Source organism: Pseudoduganella sp. R-31, assembly GCF_049913235.1.
In the GTDB taxonomy this organism is placed as follows: domain Bacteria; phylum Pseudomonadota; class Gammaproteobacteria; order Burkholderiales; family Burkholderiaceae_D; genus Rugamonas.
The window spans coordinates 1,254,765-1,271,081 of record NZ_CP183986.1 but is presented as its reverse complement, the minus strand read 5'-3'; the positions used below and the strand labels follow the sequence as shown (position 1 = coordinate 1,271,081).

General features: G+C 62.2%; 13 protein-coding genes. 7 read left to right on the top strand and 6 right to left on the bottom strand.

Annotated features, from left to right (window positions below):
* Window positions 1-3: 3 nt before the first annotated feature.
* The 3 genes from ACN9MY_RS05825 to ACN9MY_RS05815 all read right to left on the bottom strand — a co-directional run bounded on the left by ACN9MY_RS05825 (window position 4) and on the right by ACN9MY_RS05815 (window position 5,742).
* Entirely contained in the window at window positions 4-2,823 is a 2,820-nt protein-coding gene (locus ACN9MY_RS05825) for a M16 family metallopeptidase (protein WP_426336966.1), read from the bottom strand.
* 88 nt (window positions 2,824-2,911) lie between these two features.
* Window positions 2,912-3,286, bottom strand: a complete 375-nt coding sequence (locus ACN9MY_RS05820) for a GFA family protein (protein WP_426168399.1) — start codon at window positions 3,284-3,286, stop codon at window positions 2,912-2,914.
* A 152-nt stretch (window positions 3,287-3,438) separates the two neighbouring features.
* Window positions 3,439-5,742, bottom strand: coding sequence for a diguanylate cyclase domain-containing protein (locus ACN9MY_RS05815; protein ID WP_426336965.1), 2,304 nt, complete (start codon window positions 5,740-5,742; stop codon window positions 3,439-3,441).
* A gap of 229 nt (window positions 5,743-5,971) precedes the next feature.
* Between ACN9MY_RS05815 and ACN9MY_RS05810 the strand changes: the two genes are divergently transcribed.
* The 3 genes from ACN9MY_RS05810 (at window position 5,972) to ACN9MY_RS05800 (ending at window position 10,567) form a co-directional block, all read left to right on the top strand.
* Window positions 5,972-6,952: a DUF4424 family protein gene (locus tag ACN9MY_RS05810; RefSeq protein ID WP_426336964.1), complete on the top strand. Its 981-nt coding sequence runs from the start codon at window positions 5,972-5,974 to the stop codon at window positions 6,950-6,952.
* A gap of 247 nt (window positions 6,953-7,199) precedes the next feature.
* A complete protein-coding gene (locus tag ACN9MY_RS05805) occupies window positions 7,200-8,780 on the top strand; it encodes an isocitrate lyase (protein ID WP_426168392.1) in 1,581 nt (526 codons plus the stop codon).
* A gap of 221 nt (window positions 8,781-9,001) precedes the next feature.
* The gene (locus ACN9MY_RS05800; RefSeq protein WP_426321100.1) at window positions 9,002-10,567 is read left to right on the top strand and encodes a S8 family serine peptidase; all 1,566 of its coding nucleotides are present in this window, start codon (window positions 9,002-9,004) and stop codon (window positions 10,565-10,567) included.
* Here the strand turns inward: ACN9MY_RS05800 and ACN9MY_RS05795 are convergent.
* Together ACN9MY_RS05795 and ACN9MY_RS05790 are read right to left on the bottom strand one after the other, a co-directional pair.
* Window positions 10,564-11,511 (bottom strand): MYG1 family protein, encoded by a 948-nt coding sequence (locus ACN9MY_RS05795; protein WP_426321098.1) that lies wholly within the window; start codon window positions 11,509-11,511, stop codon window positions 10,564-10,566. The genes ACN9MY_RS05800 and ACN9MY_RS05795 overlap by 4 nt on opposite strands.
* Before the next feature lie 122 nt (window positions 11,512-11,633).
* Window positions 11,634-12,545 (bottom strand): DJ-1/PfpI family protein, encoded by a 912-nt coding sequence (locus ACN9MY_RS05790; protein ID WP_426321096.1) that lies wholly within the window; start codon window positions 12,543-12,545, stop codon window positions 11,634-11,636.
* A 138-nt stretch (window positions 12,546-12,683) separates the two neighbouring features.
* Here ACN9MY_RS05790 and ACN9MY_RS05785 point away from each other — a divergent pair, with 138 nt between their 5' ends.
* The 4 genes from ACN9MY_RS05785 (at window position 12,684) to ACN9MY_RS05770 (ending at window position 15,777) form a co-directional block, all read left to right on the top strand.
* Window positions 12,684-13,718, top strand: coding sequence for a sensor histidine kinase (locus ACN9MY_RS05785; protein ID WP_426321094.1), 1,035 nt, complete (start codon window positions 12,684-12,686; stop codon window positions 13,716-13,718).
* Window positions 13,718-14,419, top strand: a complete 702-nt coding sequence (locus ACN9MY_RS05780) for a LytR/AlgR family response regulator transcription factor (protein WP_426321092.1) — start codon at window positions 13,718-13,720, stop codon at window positions 14,417-14,419. Before ACN9MY_RS05785 ends, ACN9MY_RS05780 begins: the two co-directional genes overlap by 1 nt.
* 32 nt (window positions 14,420-14,451) lie before the next feature.
* Window positions 14,452-14,928 (top strand): hypothetical protein, encoded by a 477-nt coding sequence (locus ACN9MY_RS05775; RefSeq protein WP_426321090.1) that lies wholly within the window; start codon window positions 14,452-14,454, stop codon window positions 14,926-14,928.
* A 78-nt stretch (window positions 14,929-15,006) separates the two neighbouring features.
* On the top strand, window positions 15,007-15,777 hold the full coding sequence (locus ACN9MY_RS05770; protein ID WP_426321088.1) for a ParA family protein: 771 nt from the start codon (window positions 15,007-15,009) through the stop codon (window positions 15,775-15,777).
* Here ACN9MY_RS05770 and ACN9MY_RS05765 read toward each other — a convergent pair.
* Complete coding sequence (locus ACN9MY_RS05765; RefSeq protein WP_426321086.1) at window positions 15,751-16,257, bottom strand: YgjV family protein; 507 nt, start codon at window positions 16,255-16,257, stop codon at window positions 15,751-15,753. The genes ACN9MY_RS05770 and ACN9MY_RS05765 overlap by 27 nt on opposite strands.
* Window positions 16,258-16,317: the final 60 nt, after the last annotated feature.

Sequence of the window (16,317 nt, the reverse complement as noted above, 5' to 3'; positions counted from 1 at the left end):
CACTTACGGCTTGGAGGCTGGCGTTACACCAGCCGCGCCCGCCGCTGCCTTGGCAAAGTCACCGGCTTTGATGACCGACACGGCTTCCGGCTTCAGGTTCGCACGCAGTGCTTCGTTGACCTGGGCCACGGTCAGCGCGCTGACTTTGGCTTCCAGGTCCTTTTCGAAGGCCATGGTGCGGTCGAAGCTCAGGTAGTTGGCCAGGCGGCCAGCCAGGCCCGCGTCACCGGTACGGCCCACTTGCTGCGATTGCAGCCAGGCTTTCTTGGCGTCGGCCAGTTCGGTTTCCGTGAAGCCTTCCTTGAGCGCCTTGTTCAGCTCTTCACGCAGCGCGGCCTCCACCTTGACGGTGTTTTGCGGAGCGCTGATCGCGAAGGCCAGCCACAAGCCGGCCGGATCGCGTGCCGGCACGGACAGTTGCGAGCCCACCCCATAGGACAGGCCTTCCTTCTGGCGAATGCGGTCGGCCAGGCGGCTGCGCAGGGCGCCGCCGCCGAGCATGTAGTTACCCATCAACAGGGCCGGGTAGGCTGCAGCGTCGTCTTTCATCGGCACCGGCTGGATCGCGAACAGGACCGAGTTGGCCTTGTCCGGTGTCTCCAGCGAAATGCTCTGGCCCGCCACCTGTTTCAGTTCGCTGGCGATGCGGACGTAGGGCTGCTCCGCCTTCCAGTTGCCGAACAGCTTGGCAGCCTGCGCCTGCACGGCAGCGGCGTCGAAATCACCCACCACGGACAGGCTCGCGTTGCCCGCGCCGTAGTAGGCTTTGTGGAAGGCTTTGACTTGCTCCAGGGTCGCGGCTTTTTGTTCCGCCAGCTGCTCCGGCAAGGTCATGGTGTAGCGCACGTGGCCCGCCGGGAAAGTATTGGTCAGGCGTTGCATGGCGTTGCCGGCCAATGGTTGCGGCTCGGTCATTTGCTGTTCGGTACCGGAGATCATCTCGCGCTGGCGCTCGGAGAAGTCCTTTGCCGTGAATGCCGGCTTGACCAGCGATTCACCCAGCAGGTCCAGTACTGCCGCCAGCTTGTCGCGCGTGGTGGTCACGTTGACAGTCACGCCTTCGGCGCCGCCGTTGACGTTCACATTTGCCTTCAACTTGTCGAGGGCATCCTTGACTTCCTGGCGCGACAGGCGCTCGGTACCGCTCAACAGCAACGAGGCGGCCAGGTCACCGATGACGGCCTTGCCCATCAGGTTCTCGGCCGTTCCCATGCGCAGTTGCAGCGACGCGCTGACGGTGTTGCCCTTGGTGCTCTTTGGCAGCAGCGCCAGCTTCATGCCGTTGGCCAGCACCGAACGCTGGGTGCGTTTTTCAATATTGTCGGGGCTGGGATCGAACACTTCGCCCTGTGCGATTGCCGCGCGGCCCTTGTAGTCCTTGACCAGTGCGGCGACGTCCGGCGTCTTCGGCACCTCGGTACGGTCGGCAGCGTCAGTCGGGATGAAGCGTGCCAGCGTACGGTTTGCAGGTTTCAGGTATTTCAGTGCCGCGGCCTGCACGGCCGCCACGTCGATTTTCTCAACCTGGTCGCGCCGCTGGTGGAACAGGCGCCAGTCGCCCGCCGCTTGCGCCGAGGTCAGGGCGATGGTAAAGCGGGCAGTGTCGTTGACAGTCTGGTCGATGTCCTTGGCGATCGAGGCTTTGGCGCGCTCCACTTCAGCTTCGGTGACCGGATTGGACTTGATGTCTTCCAGCGCTTTCAGCATCGCCTCTTCCACCGCCATGGTCTGGCCGTCCTTCGGCACCACGGCAGCAAACAGGTGGTAGCCCGGTTCCATCTGGTTGAAGTCGAGATCCATCACGGACGACGCCAGCTTGGCATCCACCAGGGTCTTGTGCAGGCGACCGCTTGGGGCCTCGGACAGGATGCGGCCCAGCACCTGCAGGGCCGCCGCATCCGGATGGCTGGCCGGGGCAACGTGGTAGCCGGCAGCCACGATCTGGGTGCCGCCGCTACGGCGTATGGTGACCGCACGCTCGCCGTCCTGCGTCGGTTCGGCGGTATAGGTCGGGGCCAGCACGCGGCTTGGCTTGGGGATCTTGCCGAACAGTTCGTTGATCTGGGCCAGCACCTTGGCTTCGTCGAAGCGGCCGGCCACCATCAGGATCGCGTTGTCGGGCTGGTAGTAGCGCTGGTAGAACGCGCGCAGGCGCTCGATGTTCACGCCTTCGATGTCGGAACGGGCGCCGATGGTCGACTTGCCGTAGTTGTGCCAGTCGAAGGCGACCGACATGGTGCGCTCGAGCGTGACGCGGAACGGATCGCTTTCACCGCGTTCGAATTCGTTACGTACGACCGTCATCTCCCCTTTCTGGGTCTTGTTGTTCCACAGGTCGTCCTGGCTGATCGGCGAGTTGACCATGCGGTCGGCTTCCAGCTCCAGCATCAGCTTGAGGTTGTCGTCGTTGGCCGGGAAGGTCGAGAAGTAATTGGTGCGGTCGTACCAGGTCGTGCCGTTGAAGCGGCCACCGGTCTGGTTCAGCACTTCCACCGGAGTCTTGCTGCCTTTCTTGATGCCGAAGTTGGCGGTCGGCTTGAACAGCAGGTGTTCCAGCAAGTGCGCCATGCCGGTCTCGCCATAGTTCTCGTGGCGCGAACCCACCATGTAGACGATGTTGGTGGTCAGGGTCGGCTTGCTCGCGTCGGGGAACAGCAGCACGCGCAGGCCGTTGGCCAGGCGGTATTCGGTAATCCCCTCGACCGAGGTGACCTCGACTGCGGCAGCCTTGCTTGCGGCAGGTTTGACGGGGATGGCTGGCGCAGCGGCGAACGCTGGCGACAGGATCCCTGCGCTGAGCATGATGGCGGTAAGTAGCTTCACTCTGGGTAGATCCTATATAAACATAAAGGTTATAAATTATATAACCGGAACTTGCCGTGATGATTTTTTTAAGTCGGCCGCCCGCGCATCACCATAAGTGCTTGCCGTCGATCACCGTGACGTCGGCCGTGGCGGCGTCGAAATCGTCGAACAGGCGCGCATTGACACCTATGCGGCGGGTATGGCCATCCCAACTGCCATCCATCTCGAAGGCTGGTGAATCGGAAAAGGTCGCGCAGCCACACAAGGGGCAGAAATGGTGCGCTACCGCCCTGGTTTTCCAGCGGTAGGCGCTATCGCCCGACGGCGCCGGCACCAGCTGGAACTGGTCAGGCGAAAAATAGGCGAGCAAAGCGCCGCGCTTGGCGCAAAACGAACAGGTGCAGCGTGTGAGCTGGGCGGGAATTTCGCCATCGATCTCGAACGCAACGGCGCCACAGTGGCAACGTCCTTTGATAGTCATGGCCGGGCTCCTTCATCAAGAATCCGCTTGGCGCGGGACCCGGTCAATGTAGCGCCAAATGCCATAAGGCGGCGTTACCGTTCCCCGTCCTATTGCGCTGCAACTTGCCGACCTCGGCTTGCGCGCCCCTGAGCGCCACTTCCTGGCGCGTCTCAGGCACGCTGGGCTTCTGCCTGCCGGAAGCAATTCCTGCCGGCGCGCTTGGCCTGGTACATGGCCTGGTCGGCGGCCTTGACCAAGGTTTCGGCCGCCATGCCGGCTTCGTAATAGGCCACGCCGATGCTGGTACTCACCTGCAGTTGCGCGCCAGGCAAAAGGAACGGCGGCACCATTGCAAGAACCAGCTTTTCCGCAATCACGGCGGCATCTTCCCTTTCGGCCAGGCCTTCGATCACGAGCACGAATTCGTCACCGCCAAGACGAGCGATAAAGTCCGACTCGCGCAGCACCGCACGCGTGCGGCTGGCAAACATACGGATCACCTCGTCCCCGACATCGTGTCCATAGTTGTCGTTGATGTGCTTGAAACGATCAATGTCGAAGTACATCAGCGCCAGCCCTGGTTGCCGCTGTGCCCGCTTGACAGCCTCGCCCAGGTGGCTATCGAAAAAGCCCCGGTTCGGCAGGCCGGTCAAGATGTCGTAATTCGCGCGACGGAACAACTCCTGCTCCATGTATTTGCGCGCGGTGATGTCCTCGGTCACTGCCAGCACCCCGACCACTTTGCCCTGCTCGTCCTTGAGCGGGATCTTGCTGGTTTCGATCCAGCACGGCGAGCCGTCGCGACGATGATCGGTTGCCTGCATTTTCAGGCGTGGCAGGCCGGAGCGCATCACGTCGAGGTCCACCTGCCTGAAGTGCTCGGCCTGGTCCTTCCAGCGCAAGTCGGCATCGGTCTTGCCAACCAGCTCGTCCACGTTGTCCAGGCCGGCATCCTCGAGCAAGGACCGGTTCCCGCCAAGGAAGACGCTGTCGAGGTCCTTCCAGAATACGCTCTGTGGAATATTGTCGATGATGTGGCGCAGCATCTGGCGCGACTCGTGCAGGGCCAGTTCCGCCTGTTTGCGCTCAGTGATGTTTTCTGCAAAGCCCAGTACATGGGTCAAGGTGCCGCCTGCACTCATCGGTATCAGCACGATCGACATGTCCGAGCTGCGGCCATCGGGCGCAACGACCCGGCTGGTATAGGCCACGGCGTTGCCGGCAAGGACTTCCTCGAAACGCCTTGCCGCGACTGCGCGGCTTTCGTCCACGATGAAGCTGTCCACAGAGGCCCCGACCAGGGCTTCGCGGCTCACGCCGAGTTCTCGCGCCAGCTGCTGGTTCGCGTGGATGATGCGCCGTTCGGTGTCCAGCGCATACACGGCGAAAGGATGGCCTTCGAAAAAGCCGGCGAAGCGTTCGCTGAAGTCGCGCCTCGCGCGCTTGCGCACCAGGTAACGCGGCCACGCAGCCGCGACATAGCTGGCGACCAGGGAGAGCAGCAGGCCGATGGCAAACATTTGCGCCCCCGCCTGCGTCGCTTTCGGGTTGAGCACAGCCTTTTTGGCATAGAAAAAGATCAACCAATTGCGGTTTGCAAACTGCAATTCCACCCGGTGTGCCAGCACGTGGGCCGATTCAGGCTGCAGCACGTGCGGCACCTGGTCGGCGTCGAACAACACCGTGCTCTCGGCCACGCGGTCTTCAAACACCTCGAGGTCGAAGAGCTGGGCAAGGCGTCCATGGTCGAAACCCTGGAACAGGCGATCGACGTACATGGATGAAAAGACGAATCCCTTCAGGTCGGCGCCAGGCTTCGCGCTCGTTCCGGCGCGCGCGCCCCGGACAGGCGTAAACAGCATGACAACCTGGGCCCTTCCGGCATGCTGCAGAGCCGAATGGCGGCTGCTGGCCACCGGTGCATCGCGCATATCCGCTTCGCGCATCGCTTGCCAACGGTCCGGGACCGACGAGAAGTCAAAGCCGCGCAAGCGGTCTGCGCGATTTGCATCCGTCGCATGTTGGCCATACAGCAGGGGATAAAAAGCATCGGCACCGTAGCGCGGACTGGAAACGCGGAAGCCGGCAAACGTCTGCGCCGTCTCGGCCTCGAAGCGCTGAAGCTGGGAAGCCTCCACCCGCGGCAGGTAACCGAAGGAACTGCTGCCTTCCAGCCGTTCGAACAAGCGGCTGGCTGCCATGTACTTCTCAAACTCTTCCGGGTCGACGCGGCCCGATGCACTGAAGAACGCACCCATCGAACGGCTAGCGTCCATGTACTGCCCCAGTCGATGTCGCAACAGTGCCTCGTAATACCTGGCGCTTTCCTGCAAGTCAGCGAGCTGCTCCTCCTGGCTATGCTGGACGGTTGCGACATACAGGTAAGCTGACGCCAGCACCCCGCCCACAAAAACTGCGGCGGGCAGGCCAAGCCGGGCCAGTATTGTGCGTGTCCTGGCAAAGAGAGAAATCATGATTTCCCTTGATCTATGTGAAAAACGGACCTTCGGGGGCGAGGAAGGGGAAACGATACGGTCGGGGACCGAAGGCCGCGAGCGCGGCAAGTGCAAACAGATTACCACAGAGATGTAACACAAATGCCGTACGGCAATCGAAGCGGTTGGCCGGTGTTGCGTACGCCCCACCGCGCGTTATCAATATAATATGCCGCACTTCTCTGAGTTTCCAATAGGTAATTAATCCATGAAAAGAATCTTCCAGTTCGCCTTTGCGGCATGCACGATTCCAGCGACGGTCCTGGCCAACGACGGCATTGCCTCGGTCAGCGTTGGCGGCATTGTGTTCGGCAAAACCGACGCCATTGCGATGAAAAAGGAAGTGCTGAACATCAGCCATGACCTGATCAGCGTCGACTACGAATTCCTGAATGAGTCGGCTAACGATGTCGAGGAAACCATTGTGTTTCCCCTGCCGCCCTACCCTGCCGCAATGCAGGGCAGTGACACGTATTATGGCCAGCCGGACGGATTTTCCATCCGCGTTGACGGCAAACCTGTTACCTTCCAGAGCAGGCTGGTGGCCCGCTCGCCCGAAGGCGAGGACGTCACCGCGCAGCTGAAGAAACTCGGTTTCAGCAACAAAGAGATCGCCTACACGCCAGCGTTTGCAGAAACCTCCGGCAAGGTCGCTGCCTTCACCGAGCAGCAAGCCAGGCAGTTGATCAAGCTGGGCCTGCTGGATGAGGAGAGCCGGGACCCGACCTGGACGGTGGAAGTCAATTACGTCTGGCACCAGAAATTCCCGGCCAATAAGATCGTGCGCGTTCACCACGACTACCGCCCCTTTTTCGAAGGCGGCCCCGGTGCGACGGCCATGTACGACGGCTTCGCGGCGACCTATTGCACCGACCAGGGCTACCTGAATGCCCGTGCCAAGGTCGCGGCGCGCAGCAATGGCTACGTCAATACCCATAACGTGTCCTACATCCTCAAGACGGGAAACACCTGGAAGAACGGGATCGAGGATTTCACCCTCAACATCATCAAGCGCAAGCCGGATGAATTGGTCAGCCTGTGCTTCCCCGGCACGTTCAAGAAGATCAACGCGCTCACCTACCAAGTGCGCCTGGCGAACTTCCGCCCGGCCAAGGACCTCAACGTCCATTTCGGTAACGTCGAGGAAGGCGAGCACCAGGATGGCGTGATGCCCGTGCTGCCCAAGTGAGCATATTCCACATTGCGAAAACCAGATCTCATATCGTAGAAAATTGCTTGGCGGCGCACCATACCGAACAGTTCATTTTGCGAAAAGCGATTTCATATCATGACAAATTAAAATTAACTATTTGAATAAAAAGGAAAAAATATAGCTTATATGTCTTATATAAGACATGGTGCGACGCAAAAGAACGGCCTATCATTATTCCAAGTGCTTCGCCTTTTTTAATCCGCTTTTTTGCTAGGAATAGACCATGTCCCACTACCAAGACGACATTCAAGCCATCGCAGCCCTGAAGGAACGCAACGGCAGCGCCTGGAACGCCATCAGCCCTGAAGCGGCCGCCCGCATGCGCGCCCAGAACAAATTCAAGACCGGCCTGGACATTGCCCGCTACACCGCCAAGATCATGCGCGCCGACATGGCCCGCTACGATGCCGACCCGTCCCAGTACACCCAGTCCCTGGGCTGCTGGCACGGTTTCATCGGCCAGCAAAAAATGATCTCGATTAAGAAGCACTTCAACAGCACCGACCGCCGCTACCTCTACCTGTCGGGCTGGATGGTCGCCGCGCTGCGCTCCGAGTTCGGCCCGCTGCCTGACCAGTCGATGCACGAAAAGACCGCCGTGTCGGCCCTGATCAAGGAGCTGTACACCTTCCTGCGCCAGGCTGACGCGCGTGAACTGGGCGGCCTGTTCCGCCAACTGGACGCCGCCACCGGCGACGCCAAGAAAGCCATCCAGGACAAGATCGACAACCACGTGACCCACGTGGTGCCAATCATCGCCGACATCGACGCCGGTTTCGGTAACGCCGAAGCGACCTATCTGCTGGCCAAGCAGTTCATCGAAGCCGGTGCCTGCTGCATCCAGATCGAAAACCAGGTATCCGACGAGAAGCAGTGCGGCCACCAGGACGGCAAAGTCACCGTGCCGCATGAAGACTTCCTGGCCAAGATCCGCGCGGTACGCTACGCCTTCCTGGAACTGGGCGTGGACGACGGCATCATCGTGGCCCGTACCGACTCGCTGGGCGCCGGCCTGACCAAGCAGATCGCCGTCACCAAGGAACCGGGTGACCTGGGCGACCAATACAACTCCTTCCTGGATTGCGACGAAGTGTCGGCCGACGCCCTGGGCAACGGCGACGTGATCATCAAGCGCGACGGCAAGCTGCTGCGTCCAAAGCGCCTGCCTTCCAACCTGTTCCAGTTCCGCTCCGGCACCGGCGAAGCGCGTTGCGTGCTCGACTGCATCACCTCGCTGCAGAACGGCGCCGACCTGCTGTGGATCGAAACCGAGAAACCGCATATTGCCCAGATCGGCGGCATGGTCAGCGAAATCCGCAAGGTAATCCCGAACGCCAAGCTGGTGTACAACAACAGCCCATCGTTCAACTGGACCCTGAACTTCCGCCAGCAAGCCTACGACCGCATGAAAGCGGAAGGCAAGGACGTGTCGGCCTACGACCGCGCCGCCCTGATGAGCGTTGAATACGATGGCACCCCGCTGGCGATCGAAGCCGACGAGAAGATCCGCACCTTCCAGGCTGATGCAGCCCGCGAAGCCGGTATCTTCCACCACCTGATCACACTGCCGACCTACCACACCGCGGCCCTGTCGACCGACAACCTGGCCAAGGAATACTTCGGCGACCAGGGCATGCTGGGCTATGTGGCCGGCGTGCAGCGCAAGGAAATCCGCCAGGGCATCGCCTGCGTCAAGCACCAGAACATGTCCGGTTCCGACATCGGCGACGACCACAAGGAATACTTCAGCGGCGAGGCTGCCCTGAAAGCGGCCGGCAAAGACAACACCATGAACCAGTTCTAAGCTTCCTCCTGAGGCTGAACGCCACCTTCGGGTGGCGTTTTTTTTTGCCTGTTTCTGCATGGAATTTGTGTGGTTTCCAGGTCAGTTTTGCGAAGAAAGCCAGTATTCCGGTTGACCTTGCGATTGAAGCAACCTAGCATCACTTTCGATAGCCGCCACCAGCGGCTGTCTTTTTCTGTTGTCCAAGGCCACTCATTCAACACTCGATCCCAGGACTCATCATGTTCAAAAAACAGAGCAGAAATTCCCGCGCCAGGTTCGCCATGACCGTGCTGGCGGCGGCCGTCAGTGCCCAGTTCTCCATTGCCGGCGCCGCGACCGGCGACGTGCGCGTCATCATCGGCTTCAAGGCCGGCGGCGCGTCAGGCGCCAAAGCAGCGATCGCGGCAGCGCGAGGCAAGGTGGTACAGGACCTGGCGGAGATTAACGCCACGGCAGCCGAGGTTCCCGGCAGCGAAGTGGCCACGCTGCGCAAGAACGCACAGATCGAATTCGTGGAAGAGGACAGGAAACGCTATCCCTTCGCCGTCAGCACGCCGTCCACCGGCAGCCCCTATTTGCTGGGCCAGCAGGTCCCGTATGGCATCAGCATGGTCCAGGCCGACCAGTTGCCCGACACCTATGCCAGCAACCGCACCGTATGCATCATCGACTCCGGCATCGACCGGGCACATGAAGACCTGAACGGCAACCGCCTCACCGGCAACAGCAATCCCGGCACCGGTAACTGGAGCACCGACGAACTGCATCACGGTACCCACGTCGCCGGCACCATCGCCGCCATCAACAATGCCGGCGTCGGCGTGGTCGGCGTGAATCCAGGCCGCCAGCTGAACATCCACATCGTCAAGGTGTTCAGTGCCGACGAATGGACTTATACCTCGACCCTGATCGGCGCCGCCAACAAGTGCGGCGCGGCCGGCGCCAATGTGATCAGCATGTCGCTTGGCGGCGGCGACCCGAGCATCGCCGAAGAACTCGCCTTCGCCGGGCTGGCCAAGCGCGGCGTGCTATCGATTGCCGCCGCCGGCAATGACGGCAACAATACCCAGTCCTACCCAGCCGGCTACAGCAGCGTGATGTCGATCGGCGCCCTGGACGAAAACCGGCAGGTCGCCAGCTTCTCCCAGTTCACGCCAAAGGTTGAACTGTCGGCGCCGGGCGTCAGCGTGCTGTCGACGGTGCCGATGGGCAGCGGCCGCAGCGCCACCCTGCAGGTGAGCGATGTCGTCTACACGCCGATTCCGATGGATGGCACGCCGCCCGGCACCGCCTCGGGCATGCTGGCCAACTTCGGGCTCGGCACGGCGGTCGATGGCGCCATGGCCGGCAAGATCTGCCTGATCCAGCGCGGCTCGGTCTCGTTCGCGGCCAAGGTCACCAACTGCCAGGCCAGCGGCGGCATTGGCGCGGTCGTGTACAACAACGTGGCGGGCGAGCTGAATGGCACGCTGGGTGGATCGGCCACCAGCATTCCTTCGGTCGGCGTATCGGATACGGTGGGCGCCAGCCTGCTGCAGCAACTGGGCCAGCCGGCGGTGCTGCAAGTGAACGCAAGCAGTTACGCGCTCTTCAACGGCACCTCAATGGCAACCCCGCACGTGTCGGCAGTGGCAGCGCTGGTGTGGAGCTACTTCCCGAAATGCAGCGCGGCCCAGATCCGCAGCACGCTGGACAAGACCGCGCTTGACCTGGGCGCGGCCGGCCGCGACCCGTACTACGGTTATGGCCTGGTGCAAGCCAAGGCCGCCTATGACCGCCTCCATAGCATGGGCTGCAACAACTAGGCGGGGTTCAGGGCTTGCAGGGCGAGGGATGCCATGGCGCGGATTCCCTCGTACGACCTGGCGGAGGCGATAAACCTGCCGTTGTGGCAAAAACCGGCGTCCGGCACGCCGGTGACTGCCGCCAGTTCGGCATCGCGCAAGCCCGCCCAGGACTCCGGCAAGTCTGCCCGCGCATCGAAATTTTCGGTACTGAGCGGAACCGTATGCAGCAGGTGGCGCTGCTCGGCGATGCTGTAGCTGATCACGAACAGCACCTTGGGCATCTCCTTGCGCACCACCTGGCTCCACGGCAGCGCGCCATTTTTCAGGAACAGGACCTTGCCGCCCTCCAGCACTTCTGCCTGTCGCACCTGCTCCACGGCCAGCAAGGCGCCGACCCGGTACTTGACGGCATTGACCATGACGTCAGTCAGCACGTCCATCGCCCGGCGGAACTGCGACAGCCGGAATTCATCCGATGGCCCGCCATAGCCGAGCCTTTGCTCGTCGAGCCAGTTGCTGTTGTAGCCGGAAATCACCGCCGACAAGCCATAGCTGCCCGGCGCGCTCTTCGCGGCGCCCACATCCGACAGGTCGAGGTACTGCACCACGTCCGCATCGATGGCATAAGCAATTTCGCGTGCCTGCGCTTCCGCCAGCTGCTGCCCGGTATGGGCAAGGGCCAGCGCAGCCACGCAGCGCGCGCCATGCTCGCGCCATACCAGGCCGGCGCTGGCATAAGGCACGCCACTCTGCCGCGCCACATCGAAGCCTTTTTGATGATGGTCGAAGCGGCCCGCGGCCGGATCCCACACACCGCCCACGTCGACTGCAAAGTCAGCCGTATCGATGATGGCCTGGTCGCGCGTGCGGATGATGTCGGCGCCGGGATATAAAACATTTAATACAGCGACAGCCCACGCGTCGTCTGCGTGGAACTTGCCGCTGTGAGTCGCTATAAGCATGCATAGTCCAATCGTTGAAACTAAGTGCATGATATACCCTCATTCGTCCAACAACAGTTACATGATGCACCGTGCCGATTGCGCGGGCCTGCCCCCGACGTCGGCCTTCCGCGACTGGCTGCTCAGGGAAGCGACGCAATAAAGCCCGCCGGGTTCGCATCAAACAATTTCTTGTGCTCCTCCATGCAGAAGTAATAGTTGCGCTTGCGGTAAGTGGTGGACAAGGAGGCCGACTTGTCGACGTCCATTTCGCAAACAGGGCACAGCGGATGCTGCTCGGTTGAGCGGCGCGTTATGGCGTAAATGCTGTTGGAGTTCGGGTCCAGCCAGCCCTGGCCCTGGTACTCCATGGTATAGGCCGTGCTGCTTGCCACAGCGCGGCCGAAATAGCGCTCCACCACGCGCAGGGCGAGGTCGATGCCGGAGGACAGCCCGCCGGCAGTGGCGATATTGCCCTCTTCGACAAAACGCGCACCGCGCTTGAGGCGAACGCGCGGGAACTTCATGGCGAATTCCTTGAAGGCGCCGTGGTGGGTGACTGCCGACTTTCCGTCCAACAGGCCGGCATGGGCCAGGATGAACGCACCGGTGCAGACCGACATTGTCAAGTCTGCCGTGCGCGAGGTCTGGCGCAGCCACTCCAGCACGGCAGGATCGCCCACGGTTTGCGCCGGGACCACAATTACCTTCGGCGGGGGCGCGTTGGCGATGGTGTAGTTCGGCACGATCTTCATGCCGCCGTATGCCGTGACCGGCGCCGCCGTCGCGCCAACCGTATACAGCTGGAACGCCGCTTCACCCGACCTTCCCTGCACGCTGGCGTTGGCGAACACCTCCCATGGTCCGCCAAAATCGATGACCACGGCGTTATCGGACAGCAGGAAGGCCACTGGAATGCTGCCTTCCGGCGGCGGTTTCAGTGGCGCCGCGGGTGCCGGCGCACCAGCTTGGGGCACCTTGGTCCCGGCCAGCGCGGGCAGCGCGGCGCCCAGGCCCATTGCGGTGGAAATGCGGAACAGCTCTCGTCTTTTCATGGTCTCGCCTCGTTGGATTGTCAAGGCTTGTAGTCTCCCATCGCCCCATTGCCCGGCGCGATGCAGTTCGCTGCAGCGCGCCGTGGTTTCGCTGCAAAGCCATCGCCCGGCGCCCTGAATTCCCCTATCATTGCGGCCATGACCGCAATCGCCCCCTTCCTCGCCTGGCTGGCACTGGCTTTGTTCGATGCCACCCAGACCGTGGTCTCCATGCACGCCATGGGCATGCAGCATGACTGGTGGACGCTGTTCTTCGTGATCGTCGCGTCGTGGGGCGCGTGGGCAGCCGCGACGCCGGTAGCGCTTGCATTGCTGCGGCGCTTTCCCCTGCCGTCCCGCGCTGCGGGCAATTGGGCCGTGCATGCCTGCGCCTGCCTGGCGATCGGTGCCGCCTGGACCTGTTGGGCGGCCATGCTGGAACATGCCTTCAATCCTTTCGCCTATCCCAAGGGCCCCGATCCTTTCCTGCCGCTGTGGAAATCGAAGTTCATCGGCAACCTGGTGGGCGACGTGATCCTGTACGGCGCGATTGCCGCGCTCAGCGTCACCTTCGCCACCCGCAAGCGCCTGTCGCAGCAGCGCGAACTGCTGGCGCAGGCGCAACTGGCGGCACTGCGGCTGCAACTCGAGCCGCATTTCATTTTCAATGCCCTGAACGCCGTCAGCGGCCTGATTCGCGAGAAGAAGGACAGCGAAGCGATCGCCACCATTGCCGCCCTCGGCGACCTGTTGCGCCGGGTGACGGACCGCTCCGAACGCCAGCTCGTGCCGCTGGCAAGCGAAGCTGATTTCCAGCGCAAATACCTGGAAGTCCAGCAGGTGCGCTTCGGCGAGCGCCTGCGCTGGCAGCTCGACATACCGGCCGAAATCGCGGCCGCACAGGTGCCGGACCTTGTCTTGCAGCCGCTGGTGGAAAACGCCATCAAGCACGGCATCGCCAAGCGCGCCAAGGGCGGGACGCTACGCGTGACGGCAGCCAGGGAGGGCGAAATGCTGGTGCTGTCCGTTGCCAACGAAGGTCCGGCACTGGCGGCGCAACTGCGTGAAGGCGTCGGCCTGTCCAACACCCGCCAGCGCCTGCAAGCGCTGTACGGCGAGCGGCAGTCGCTGGCGCTGCATGACATGGAGCATGGCGTGCAGGCCACGCTCACCCTGCCCTACCGGGAGCATTGATGCTGCGCGCAATGATCATCGACGACGAACCCCTGGCCCGCAGCAATGTCGCCCTGCTGCTGGCGCGCGATCCAGCAATCACGGTGGTCGGACAGTGCGGCTCGGCGGAAGAAGCGCTGGCGGCGCTGCCGGCGGCCCGGCCCGACCTGGTCTTCCTCGACGTGGAAATGCCGGAATGCGACGGCTTCGGGCTGCTCGAACGCCTGGGCACAGCACCGCCGTTTGCCATCGTCTTCGTCACCGCCCACCACCAGTTTGCGCTGCGCGCCTTCGAAGTCGGCGCGCTCGACTACCTGCTCAAGCCCTTCGACGACCAGCGCTTCGAGCACGTGCTGCAACGCGTGAAAGAGCGCCTGCGCGTGCCGGGAGAAACGCGCCGCTTCATCATCAGGAACGGCAATACCCTGGACGTGGTGAAATTTGTCGACATCGACTGGATCGAGGCCAGCGACTACTACGCCACCGTGCACGCCGCCGGCCGGGCGCATATGCTGCGCCGCAGCCTGTCCGAGCTCGAGGGGGAGTTGGCGCCCTACGGTTTCCAGCGCATCCACCGCTCCGCCATCGTCAATCTGGAAAGCGTGCGCTCGCTCGAAATGCGCGAAGACGGCGAGTATGCAGTCGTGCTGGCAGGCGGCCAGCACCTGCGCATGAGCCGCCGCTACCGCAAAACAATTGTGGAACGAATCGCGCCGACTTAGTTATACTTGCATTTTTTTTAACCGCAAAAGCTATGCAACGAGTGTTACTGGCCATTGCCGCGCTGGCCCTGAGCGCGTGCGCTACCAAGGATCAAAACCGCATCCAGGAAATTTCGACCACCCCTCTGCGCGACCTGAATATCGCCAAGGTCGAAATCCCGGACGTCCTGCGCGACGCCATGGGCAACCCGTACAAGGCGCCTTCCGACAAGAGCTGCCCGGCCCTGCTGGCGCAAGTTGCAGACCTCGATGAAGAGCTGGGCCCGGACTTCGACGTTCCCGAAGAAAAGCAGAGCCATTTGGACGCCTCCAAGGAAGCCATCGGTGACGCGGCCACCGGCGCCCTGGCGCGCACGGTGGAAGGCGCGATTCCCTTCCGCGGCTGGCTGCGCAAGCTGAGCGGCGCCGAGCGCCAATCGAGGAAAGCGCAAAGCGCGATCCTGGCAGGCAAGGTCCGCCGTGGCTACCTGCGCGGCCTCATGGATTCAAATGCCTGCATGAAGGCATAAACACGCATAAACGCTTGCTTTTGCTGCGCCGCATCATGCTAGAATCGTTGCAATCTTAGCCACAGCGGGGGCCAGCAAATGAAACGCGTAATCTTCAACCAGAAGGGCGGCGTCGGTAAATCGACCATTGCGGTAAACCTGGCGGCCATCGCGGCGCACCATGGCAAACGCACACTGTTGATCGATATCGACCCGCAATGCAACAGCAGCCGCTACCTGCTCGGCGCGGCAACCCAAGGCCTGGCGCCTACCCTCGGCGCCTACTTCGAGCAAATGCTCAGTTTCAGCATGTTCGCCAGGCCGGCCGGCGAATACGTGCATGCCACGCCGTTCGCCAACCTGTCCATCATGCTGGCCCATCCCGAACTGGGCGACCTGCAATCGAAGCTGGAATCGCGCCACAAGATCTACAAGCTGCGCGACACGCTCAACGAGCTGGAAAAGGAATACGACGAGATCTACGTCGACACGCCCCCGGCCTACAACTTCTTCACCCAGTCGGCCCTGATCGCGGCCGACAGCTGCCTGATCCCGTTCGACTGCGACGACTTCTCGCGCCAGGCCCTCTACACCTTGGTCAACAACGTCAAAGAGATCAAGGCCGACCACAATCCCGCGCTGCAGATCGAAGGCATCGTGGTCAACCAGTTCCAGCCGCGCGCCCTGCTGCCGCAGCGCATGGTGGACCAGCTCAAGGAAGAAGGCTTGCCGGTGTTTGAAAACAAGCTCTCAAGCTCGATCCGCATCCGCGAATCGCACGAGCGCAACCTTCCGATGATCCACCTCGATCGCAGCCACAAGCTGAGCCAGGAGTTCCTCGCCCTATACGGCGAGCTGCACGCGGCGTAAGCGCAGGATCGTCGCGATATTCACGCCGGCGACGATCACTTCCAGCGCCGTGCCGCCGATGGAGCCGGCGCTGATGTTATTGACGATCCAGAGGCAGGTCCCGCACAGCATCACCAGCCGCATTGGAATGCCCTGCAACAGGAACAGGGCCAGCGTCCCCAGGCAAGATGCGGCCAGCGGCAGCCAATCGCCCGGCTGCCGCGCAAAGGCGAGGCCAAGGCCAACGTTCAGCGCAATCACCAGCGCCACCACCCACAGCGAGCGGGTACGCAGCGCCAGCAAGGAGCGCAACAGGGAAACCGAGGTGCTGGCCACCGCCGTGGGATTGCCCAGCAAGGCAAAATGCACGATGTAGGCCAGGCATTCGCCCGCCATGAACAGCTTGAAGCGCCGGTCGTCGGACTGCAGGAAACAACCCACGCCCAGCACGAACGCTACGTAGCCGACGCACTGCGCCGGCGAGAACCAGTCGATCATCATGGCCGACATCATACGCGAGACTTGATCCAGATCATGGCCGGACAGCGGCGGCTTGGCTAC

What these genes read in the sequence shown, in the direction of transcription:
- ACN9MY_RS05820 (WP_426168399.1), bottom strand. Translation starts at nt 3,286, where the DNA reads ATGACTATCAAAGGACGTTGCCACTGTGGCGCCGTTGCGTTCGAGATC.
- ACN9MY_RS05815 (WP_426336965.1), bottom strand. Translation starts at nt 5,742, where the DNA reads ATGATTTCTCTCTTTGCCAGGACACGCACAATACTGGCCCGGCTTGGC.
- ACN9MY_RS05810 (WP_426336964.1), top strand. Translation starts at nt 5,972, where the DNA reads ATGAAAAGAATCTTCCAGTTCGCCTTTGCGGCATGCACGATTCCAGCG.
- ACN9MY_RS05805 (WP_426168392.1), top strand. Translation starts at nt 7,200, where the DNA reads ATGTCCCACTACCAAGACGACATTCAAGCCATCGCAGCCCTGAAGGAA.
- ACN9MY_RS05800 (WP_426321100.1), top strand. Translation starts at nt 9,002, where the DNA reads ATGTTCAAAAAACAGAGCAGAAATTCCCGCGCCAGGTTCGCCATGACC.
- ACN9MY_RS05795 (WP_426321098.1), bottom strand. Translation starts at nt 11,511, where the DNA reads ATGCTTATAGCGACTCACAGCGGCAAGTTCCACGCAGACGACGCGTGG.
- ACN9MY_RS05790 (WP_426321096.1), bottom strand. Translation starts at nt 12,545, where the DNA reads ATGAAAAGACGAGAGCTGTTCCGCATTTCCACCGCAATGGGCCTGGGC.
- ACN9MY_RS05785 (WP_426321094.1), top strand. Translation starts at nt 12,684, where the DNA reads ATGACCGCAATCGCCCCCTTCCTCGCCTGGCTGGCACTGGCTTTGTTC.
- ACN9MY_RS05780 (WP_426321092.1), top strand. Translation starts at nt 13,718, where the DNA reads ATGCTGCGCGCAATGATCATCGACGACGAACCCCTGGCCCGCAGCAAT.
- ACN9MY_RS05775 (WP_426321090.1), top strand. Translation starts at nt 14,452, where the DNA reads ATGCAACGAGTGTTACTGGCCATTGCCGCGCTGGCCCTGAGCGCGTGC.
- ACN9MY_RS05770 (WP_426321088.1), top strand. Translation starts at nt 15,007, where the DNA reads ATGAAACGCGTAATCTTCAACCAGAAGGGCGGCGTCGGTAAATCGACC.
- ACN9MY_RS05765 (WP_426321086.1), bottom strand. Translation starts at nt 16,257, where the DNA reads ATGATGATCGACTGGTTCTCGCCGGCGCAGTGCGTCGGCTACGTAGCG.